An 8,688-nucleotide genomic window follows, 5' to 3' on the forward strand; every position below is an offset into this window, starting at 1 on the left:
CAGTCATCTCGTAATAACCCCACCTTCACTTTATGCTCATAGTCTACAATTTGACATAAAGGACACACAATGAGATTACCTTTACTGCTAGTTGCTTTACTTTCAAGCAGCGCTTTTGCAAAAGAAGCCATGCTGGAATCGCCTGATCAAAAAATTAAAATCACCATATCTGATCAATCTTCATCTCCTTACTATTCTATTAGCTTTAACGGTAAACCTGTTATTACGCAGTCACATTTAGGTTTTAGATTTAAAAGCCAAGCGCCATTTGATGAAGGTTTTGTTATTAGTGAAGTAACTCGCTCACAAACAGATAGTCAATGGCAGCAACCTTGGGGAGAGCGTCAAACCGTTGTCGACAAGCACAATGAAATTGCCGTTACCTTTAATAAACCCGCACCCCACGGTGGCACATACACAGTGCGATTTAAAGCCTTTGATAGCGGTGTGGGATTTCGCTATGAAGTCCCTAAACAAGCCGGTTTTGAAAAAAACAGAAATTACTAAAGAGCTGACCGAGTTTGCCATCGCCGGTGCCGATAAAGCCACTGCATGGTGGATACCTGCTCGCGGTTGGAATCGTTACGAATATGTCTACAACACCACAGCCTTACAAGATGCTGCACTCGCTCACACCCCTTTTACTTTTAAAAATGGCAACGGCGTGCATGTCAGTATTCATGAAGCAGCCCTAGTCGATTATGCGGGCATGGTGCTTAACCAACGTCGCCCAGGCACTTTTAGCGCCGATTTAACGCCATGGTCAGATGGTATAGCAGTCAAAAAGCACGGTGCATTTAATACGCCTTGGCGCACCATTCAAATTGGCGAACATGCGGTAGACTTAGTTAATTCAGATATTATTTTAAATCTAAATGAGCCAAATAAGCTCGGTGATGTGTCCTGGGTTAAACCAGGCAAATACGTAGGTATTTGGTGGGGCATGCACATCAATGAGAATACTTGGGGTAGTGGCGAAAAACACGGTGCTACCACAAAAAATACTAAATACTACATGGACTTTGCCGCAAAATACGGCTTTGATGGTGTATTAGTTGAAGGTTGGAACACTGGTTGGGATGGCGACTGGTTTTTTAATGGCGATGTATTTAGCTTTACCCAAGCATATGATGACTTTGATATTGAGGAGCTTACCCGCTACGGTAAGCAAAAAGGGGTGCAGTTAATTGGCCACCATGAAACTTCAGGTAACGTAACAAATTATCGTAATCAAATGGAAGACGCTTTTGCGCTTTACGAGCAATCAAATGTAAGCCAAATTAAAACCGGTTATGTGGCCGATGGTGGCAATATTAAACGCATTGATGAAAACGGCATTGCCCGTTTTGAGTGGCATGACGGCCAATTTATGGTTAATGAGTACTTATACAACGTTAAGCTAGCTGCAAAACATAAAATAAGTATTAATACTCATGAGCCAATAAAAGACACCGGCCTTCGCCGTACTTACCCTAATTGGATTGCTCGTGAAGGCGCTCGCGGCCAAGAATTTAACGCATGGGGCACGCCACCCAATCCACCAGAGCACATTCCAATGCTTGCTTTTACGCGTATGCTGGCAGGCCCAATGGACTTTACGCCAGGTATTTTTGATATGAGCTTTAATGGCTTAGGTGGCGATACAAATCGCCCGCAAACAACACTTGCAAAGCAATTAGCACTTTATGTTGTAATGTACAGCCCAATTCAAATGGCGGCTGATTTACCTAAAAATTATTTAGCTAAGCCCGATGCTTTTCAATTTATTCAAGACGTACCGACCGATTGGCAACAAAGTATTGCGCTTGATGGAGAAGTAGGCGACTTTATTGTATTTGCACGAAAAGAACGTAAACGCGATCATTACACTGGTAATGACTGGTACTTAGGCGCTGTAACTGATGAAAACGCCCGCACCATTGAGGTTAAACTCGACTTCTTAGATAAAGATAAACAGTTTGAAGCGCAAATCTACAAAGATGGTGATAAGGCAGAGTGGAAGAACAACCCTTACGATTTAAAAATCGAAAAACGCACTGTTACCGCAAATGATAAACTCACACTAAAATTGGCCACCAGTGGTGGTACAGCCATTCGTTTTAAAGCACTATAAAATGGTTAAAGCTATCCGCATATAACGGCGGATAGCTTTATTTAGTTTTGATTAACCACTTTAACCGGTAAATATATTTGCGCACTTAAACCACCTTCAGGGCGATTAGAGAGCACAACCTTGCCATTATGCATGTCTATAATGCGTTTAATAATAGCTAAGCCTAAACCACTGCCTTCACTGCCTCGTGCAGCGTCACCTTGCTTAAATGGTTCGAACACTGATTCTAATTCACTCTCAGGAATACCTGGGCCATTATCGTTAACCGCAATAATGACGTACTTTTTATTGCTATTAAAATAACTTTGCACCTCAATATCCCCTTGCGAGTAACGCAGTGCATTTTCAATCATATTCGTCACTACTCGCTTAATAGCCACTGAGCTTATGGGAATATTACCTAGGTTAGGATTGCTTTCAAACGTAATAACACGTTGATGCTTTAATTCACTTTGTACGACTTCGGCTACTAACGCATTGATATCTTCATAGCTTTGTTCTTCACGTTTATGATGGCGTAAATATTCAATAAACTGATCAATAATGCCATTCATATCTTCAATATCGTAAATAATACCTTCGCGTAAATAATCATCTTCATCAACCATCATTTCTGTGGCTAACCGAATACGGGTAAGCGGTGTGCGTAAGTCGTGAGAGACACCGGCCATGAGTAATCGACGATCATTTTCAAGGGCTGCTATACCTCGCGACATTTGGTTAAAAGCGCGCGTTACCTCAATAACTTCGCTTGAGCCTTGTTCTTGTAACTTAGTACTAAAATCACCAACGCCTACTTTTATTGCCGCTTGTTGCAGTGCTTTTAATGGTCGGTTCAAATGCCTTGCAAATAACCACCCGCCTAATACACTTAAAAAGCCTATACTGGATAAGTAAAAAGTTAAAAATTCAAGATTACTTTCTTTAAATCCGGTTAAGGGGACTTTAACCCAATAGCCCGGTGCTTGCGGGGCTTCCACCCAATAAATAAGTGGATCGGTTTGACTAATGCGTACCCGAGAAAACCCATTCAACTGCTCTGACATACTTCGCGATAGCCCTGAATACTCACGACTTTGCCCTAAGCCATTGCGCATCGCTTCACGCTGAGTCATCACCTCAATACCGGTTATTGCAAAAAACTTTTCTGAAACTTCATCGGTTACTTCAACACCATCTTCCCAGTCAATAAATACAGTTTTAATTTGCTTAGCAAGCATCAAATTAACTTGCTCAATGGTGGGTTTAACAACATATAAACTTACTGTGACGTAGGATACAATTTGGTTAATCAGCAACAAAGCTGCTACTAAAAAAACAGTTTGCCCAAACGCACTACGTGGAAACATCCCCATAATTATTACTTTTCACCATCAGGAACAAACACATAACCTAATCCCCATACAGTTTGAATATAACGCGGGTTAGCCGCATCCACTTCAATCATACGGCGAAGGCGTGACACTTGCACATCAATACTACGCTCTAGCGCACTGTAATCACGACCTCTTGCCAAGTTCATTAATTTATCACGACTTAACGGCTCTCGAGGGTGAGATACCAACGCTTTTAATACGGCAAATTCACCACTTGTGAGCGATACGGTATTATCCCCTTCGCTCATTTCTCGTGTGGCTAAATTTAAAGTAAATTTACCAAACTCAATTAAATTCTCTTCTGCTGAAGGTGCCCCTGGCACTTCTTTTGATTGGCGACGTAAAATTGCTTTTATGCGGGCAAGTAACTCACGTGGATTAAACGGTTTAGGAATATAATCGTCAGCACCGAGCTCCAAACCAATAATGCGGTCTACTTCATCACCTTTAGCGGTCAACATCACAATTGGGATTTGGTTTTCTTTTTGACGTAACCGTCTGCAAATAGAGAGCCCGTCTTCTCCGGGCAGCATTAAATCAAGCACCATTAAGTGAAAGTTTTCACGCTCAATAAGCCTATCCATTTGCTGTGAATCTGCGGCTGTTCTAACAATAAATCCTTGCTCTACTAAATAGCGCTCAAGCAAACTGCGCAAACGTTTATCGTCATCAACCACTAATACTTTTACTGTCTCTTGTCCCATAATCTGTTGCTTATTTTTATAATTTATTAATCGTTAATATAAATGAAAAACTTAATAATAAAAAACTAATTAAGTGCTTAGATTGTTACTGAACATTTCAAACCCATTGGTGGCTATTTTATCTCGACAAGCTGTCTTTATTTTAATACCGTGCCACACATGAAAATTAAACAAGAACACGGCGTGAAAACAAACTTAATTACTCGCGAAGGTTATTTACAACTTCAGCAAGAACATGAGCATCTTTGGAATGTAAAACGCCCAGAAGTCACTAAAATTGTGAGTTGGGCTGCAAGCCTTGGTGATCGCTCTGAAAATGCAGACTATCAGTATAACAAGCGTCTATTACGCCAAATAGACCGCCGAGTGCGCTATCTACGTAAGCGCATCCCCGATTTAAAAATTGTTGATTACTCACCCGTGCAAGACGGCAAAGTTTTTTTTGGTGCTTGGGTTGAAATAGAAAACGAGGCTGGGGAGTGTAAGAAGTTTAGAATTGTCGGTCCCGATGAAATTTATGATCGCAACGATTACATTTCTATTGACTCACCAATGGCGCGAGCACTATTAAAAAAACAAGTAGACGATGGTTTTGAGGTCATGACCCCTCAAGGTGCTAAGCAATGGTATGTAAATAATATTTCTTACCAAAAATAAAACGGCTTAGTTTTGATTCAGATCATATTAACTTTTTATTGTTTATATTATTTGAGTAAGCTATAACTAAAGTAACTCAAGTTATGATGTATTAATTTGAGAGTAGTTAATTAAGGTCGTCACTATGTCAAACATTACAGCGCGCATATTACAACATGCCCTATTGTTTACACTCTTTATGAGTGTAAGTTTGACATTGCATGCAACACCCAAAAATACGCAAATTGATGCTGGTTTTACACCTGCAGAATTTATTGTTTGCGACTCTCCTGACCAAGCAAACCTCGACACCGATATAGACTCTCATGTCGGTGTTATTGCGCTTAGAAAAATTCAACCACTTCCTTTAGCGTTTTACTTTCATTATGAAAGCAGCCTTTTAGTCACACCCTACAGCCATGCACACCCGCGAGCGCCACCCGTTATTTAGTTTAATAACTTGCTTTTAAACATTATTAAATTTTATAACTAATTAGGTGGATATTATGTCTAACTTTAAAGAACTCCGTACCCAAGATATTTCTCATGGCACTATTGCGAATACATTTACTAATGAAGCTGTCATTGATTTAACTTCACCTGCTACACAAGTGGTGACTAGTTTTACTGATACAAGCCCGATGCGTGCATCGTTTGATACAACAATTGAACAAGCGTCAAAACAGTTAACGACTAAACGCTCTGATTTTATTTTGGTAACTGATGAGCAGCAAAAGCTAATAGGTATAGTGGCGAGTGCTGATTTACAAAGCTCAAAAATCATGATTTTAGCACAGCGTTTAGGCTTGCCTCGTAGTGAAATTAGCTTGCGCTATTTAATGACACCGCTAAGTAATTTAATGGGTGTAAGTATGAAAAGCTTAAGCTACTCATGCATTGGTGATGCACTGCAAACTATGGAACATCATGGCGCTATGTTTTTATTAGTCACTGCGGCTAATAATGAAATAAGTGGTTTAATTTCAGCACGCGATATAGCACGTAAGCTGCAAATTCCTGTTCATATTAGTCCAATAGCGCACACATTTAGTGAAGTACTCGAAAGTATAGAGCACCCTCACTAAATCAGCTTTTTATTAGTATAGTTCCAACCTCAGTAATGGCATCTTAAAGCAAGTAAAATAGCTTGCTTTAAGAGCTTTTTATTACCTTCCCCTGTGATATTATTCAAGACATTGACGCATCAGTTAACTTCTTAGCTGGTCTTATTTTTTGTATTAAAAGGTTTTTGCATGAGCGATATCTCTGCACGTTTAGCAACTGAGCTAAATGCACAGCAGCAACAAGTGGTTGCAGCAACAAAGTTACTTGATGAAGGCGCAACGGTCCCCTTTATTGCCCGTTACAGAAAAGAAGTGACCGGTGGATTAGATGACACCCAACTACGCCTTCTAGAACAACGTTTGTCTTATTTACGTGAACTTGAAGAGCGTCGTGGCTTTATTCTATCGACGATAGAATCTCAAAATAAGCTTACCGGGGAATTAGCAGCTGATATAAAAGCAGCGCAAAGTAAAACCGAGCTTGAAGATTTATACTTGCCTTATAAGGCAAAGCGTCGCACTAAAGGTCAAATCGCTATTGAGGCCGGTTTAGAACCTCTTGCTAATGCGTTATTTAACGACCCAATGCTCGACCCAGAAGCTGAAGCCGCTCACTATATTAATGCCGATAAAGCCATTATTGATACAAAATCAGCCCTTGATGGTGCCAAATTTATTCTAATGGAGCGTTTTGCTGAAGACGCTAAATTACTCGCTAAGTTTAGAAGCCATATTAGTCAAAATGGGGCGATTGAGAGTAAGTTAATTGATGGGCAAGAACAAGCAGGTGCTAAATACAGAGACTACTTTGAACATCAAGAGCCGTTAAAAAAAGTCCCCTCGCACCGTGCATTAGCCATGCTAAGAGCACGTAATGAAGGCATTTTACAGTTAACGATTAATCCTGAGCCAAGTGCTGAAAATCCAGCCCAGTTATGTGCCCAAATGATCAGTGATCATTACCGCCTAGATATTAAAAACAAACCTGCTAGTGCATGGTTATTAACTGTGGTGCAGTGGGCATGGAAAATTAAGCTTGGGCTACACTTAGAAAACGAGTTTTTAGCCGCAATGCGAGAAAAAGCCGAAACCGGTGCCATTGACGTATTTGCTAAAAATTTAAAAGATTTATTAATGGCAGCGCCTGCAGGCCCTCGCACGACACTTGGTTTAGATCCTGGCTTGCGTACTGGTTGTAAAATTGCGGTAGTCGATAGCACAGGAAAACTGCTCACTACACAAACAATCTTCCCACATGCACCGCAAAATCATTGGGATAAATCACTGCGTACGCTCGAGCAATTATGTCGCCAACATAAAGTTGAGCTTATTGCTATTGGTAACGGCACTGCTTCTCGCGAATCAGATAAACTGGTTGGCGAACTTATCAAAGCCAATGCCGAGCTTAAACTGAATAAAATTATGGTCAGTGAAGCCGGCGCTTCGGTGTATTCTGCGTCTGAATTTGCCGCTAATGAGTTCCCAGATTTAGATGTATCTTTACGCGGTGCAGTATCTATTGCACGTCGCCTACAAGATCCATTAGCTGAACTAGTTAAAATAGAGCCTAAGTCTATCGGTGTAGGCCAATATCAACACGATGTATCACAAAGCCAACTTGGGCAAAGCCTAATTTCTGTAGTAGAAGACTGTGTAAACAGTGTGGGGGTTGATTTAAATATGGCCTCAGTGCCTTTGCTTGCACGTGTTTCTGGCTTAAACAAAACGTTGGCTCAAAACATTGTAAACTACCGTGACACGAATGGGTCATTTACAAAACGTAGTCAGTTGAAAAAAGTAGAACGCTTAGGGCCAAAAGCATTCGAACAAGCGGCTGGGTTTTTACGCATTAATAATGGCAGCGATCCGCTAGATAACTCATCAGTTCACCCTGAAGCATACCCTATCGTTAAGCGTATTTGTGAACATAATCAGGTAGACGTAAATAACTTAATTGGTAACAGTGAATTTTTAAGTAAACTCGCTGCAAACGACTATATTGACGATAAATTTGGCTTACCAACCGTGACTGACATTATTAGCGAGCTTGATAAACCAGGTCGCGATCCACGTCCTGAATTCAAAACCGCGGAGTTTAAAGCCGGTGTTGAAAAAATTAGTGACCTTAAGCCTGGTATGATTTTAGAAGGTGTGGTTTCTAACGTTGCTAATTTTGGTGCATTTGTTGATGTGGGTGTTCATCAAGATGGACTCGTACATATTTCAGCTATTACTAACAAGTTTATTTCAGACCCACGCGAAGTGGTTAAAGCAGGTGACATTGTTAAAGTAAAAGTGGTTGAAGTCGATGCTGCCCGTAAACGCATTAGTTTTACTATGCGCCTAGATGACGACATAGACACCAGCAATAAAGCAGCTGCTGCGGCACCGCAAAAGCCTCGCAGCAATAATACCAACCAAGCACGAGCGCCTAAACCTAAACGCGATACAGGCAATGCGATGATGGGGAATGCCTTTGCTGACGCCTTTGCTAACGCAAAAGTGAAAAAGTAATTTAAACGATATATTTAAAAATAAAAAACCGCCTAGGCGGTTTTTTTATTTTTAATCAACCTGAGATCTGGTTAAGCCAACATTAGATTATTACTCTCTAAAATTTCAAGTTCTTGCGATGTTAAATCTAATGACGGCTTTTCCTCTTTTAGGCAATAGGCAATTAATCCACCAAGTAAATTTAGCATAAAGCCATGCATACTGCGGTGTCTAGAGTGTTCAATGTAAGAAATGTTTTTCAATTGATCATTCACCGTTTCGATTATAAATCGTTTTTTCAA

At 40.5% G+C, this 8,688-nt stretch carries 7 protein-coding genes and 1 pseudogene; 5 read left to right on the forward strand and 3 right to left on the reverse strand.

Annotated features, from left to right (window positions below):
• Positions 1 to 69: 69 nt before the first annotated feature.
• A pseudogene (locus AAEY57_RS08355) lies at positions 70 to 2,113 on the forward strand (glycoside hydrolase family 97 protein).
• Positions 2,114 to 2,154: 41 nt separating this feature from the next.
• Here the strand turns inward: AAEY57_RS08355 and envZ are convergent.
• Positions 2,155 to 3,468 (reverse strand): two-component system sensor histidine kinase EnvZ, encoded by a 1,314-nt coding sequence (gene envZ / locus AAEY57_RS08360; protein WP_016899331.1) that lies wholly within the window; start codon positions 3,466 to 3,468, stop codon positions 2,155 to 2,157.
• 5 nt (positions 3,469 to 3,473) lie between these two features.
• On the reverse strand, positions 3,474 to 4,193 hold the full coding sequence (gene ompR, locus AAEY57_RS08365) for an osmolarity response regulator transcription factor OmpR (protein ID WP_016899332.1): 720 nt from the start codon (positions 4,191 to 4,193) through the stop codon (positions 3,474 to 3,476).
• A 183-nt stretch (positions 4,194 to 4,376) separates the two neighbouring features.
• Here ompR and greB point away from each other — a divergent pair, with 183 nt between their 5' ends.
• From greB to AAEY57_RS08385, 4 genes are all read left to right on the forward strand, one after another.
• Entirely contained in the window at positions 4,377 to 4,850 is a 474-nt protein-coding gene (greB, locus tag AAEY57_RS08370) for a transcription elongation factor GreB (protein WP_350607442.1), read from the forward strand.
• 124 nt (positions 4,851 to 4,974) lie between these two features.
• Positions 4,975 to 5,280, forward strand: a complete 306-nt coding sequence (locus tag AAEY57_RS08375) for a hypothetical protein (protein ID WP_350607433.1) — start codon at positions 4,975 to 4,977, stop codon at positions 5,278 to 5,280.
• Positions 5,281 to 5,335: 55 nt separating this feature from the next.
• On the forward strand, positions 5,336 to 5,914 hold the full coding sequence (locus tag AAEY57_RS08380; RefSeq protein ID WP_016900087.1) for a CBS domain-containing protein: 579 nt from the start codon (positions 5,336 to 5,338) through the stop codon (positions 5,912 to 5,914).
• A gap of 168 nt (positions 5,915 to 6,082) precedes the next feature.
• The gene (locus tag AAEY57_RS08385; protein WP_350607436.1) at positions 6,083 to 8,407 is read left to right on the forward strand and encodes a Tex family protein; all 2,325 of its coding nucleotides are present in this window, start codon (positions 6,083 to 6,085) and stop codon (positions 8,405 to 8,407) included.
• Positions 8,408 to 8,478: 71 nt separating this feature from the next.
• On the opposite strand, the gene AAEY57_RS08390 is transcribed toward AAEY57_RS08385, so the two are convergent.
• Positions 8,479 to 8,688, reverse strand: a 210-nt coding sequence (locus tag AAEY57_RS08390; RefSeq protein WP_350607439.1) for a transposase, incomplete at its 5' end; no start/stop codon positions are given.

It is taken from the genome of Pseudoalteromonas sp. MER144-MNA-CIBAN-0113 (assembly GCF_040308965.1).
In the GTDB taxonomy this organism is placed as follows: domain Bacteria; phylum Pseudomonadota; class Gammaproteobacteria; order Enterobacterales; family Alteromonadaceae; genus Pseudoalteromonas; species Pseudoalteromonas tetraodonis.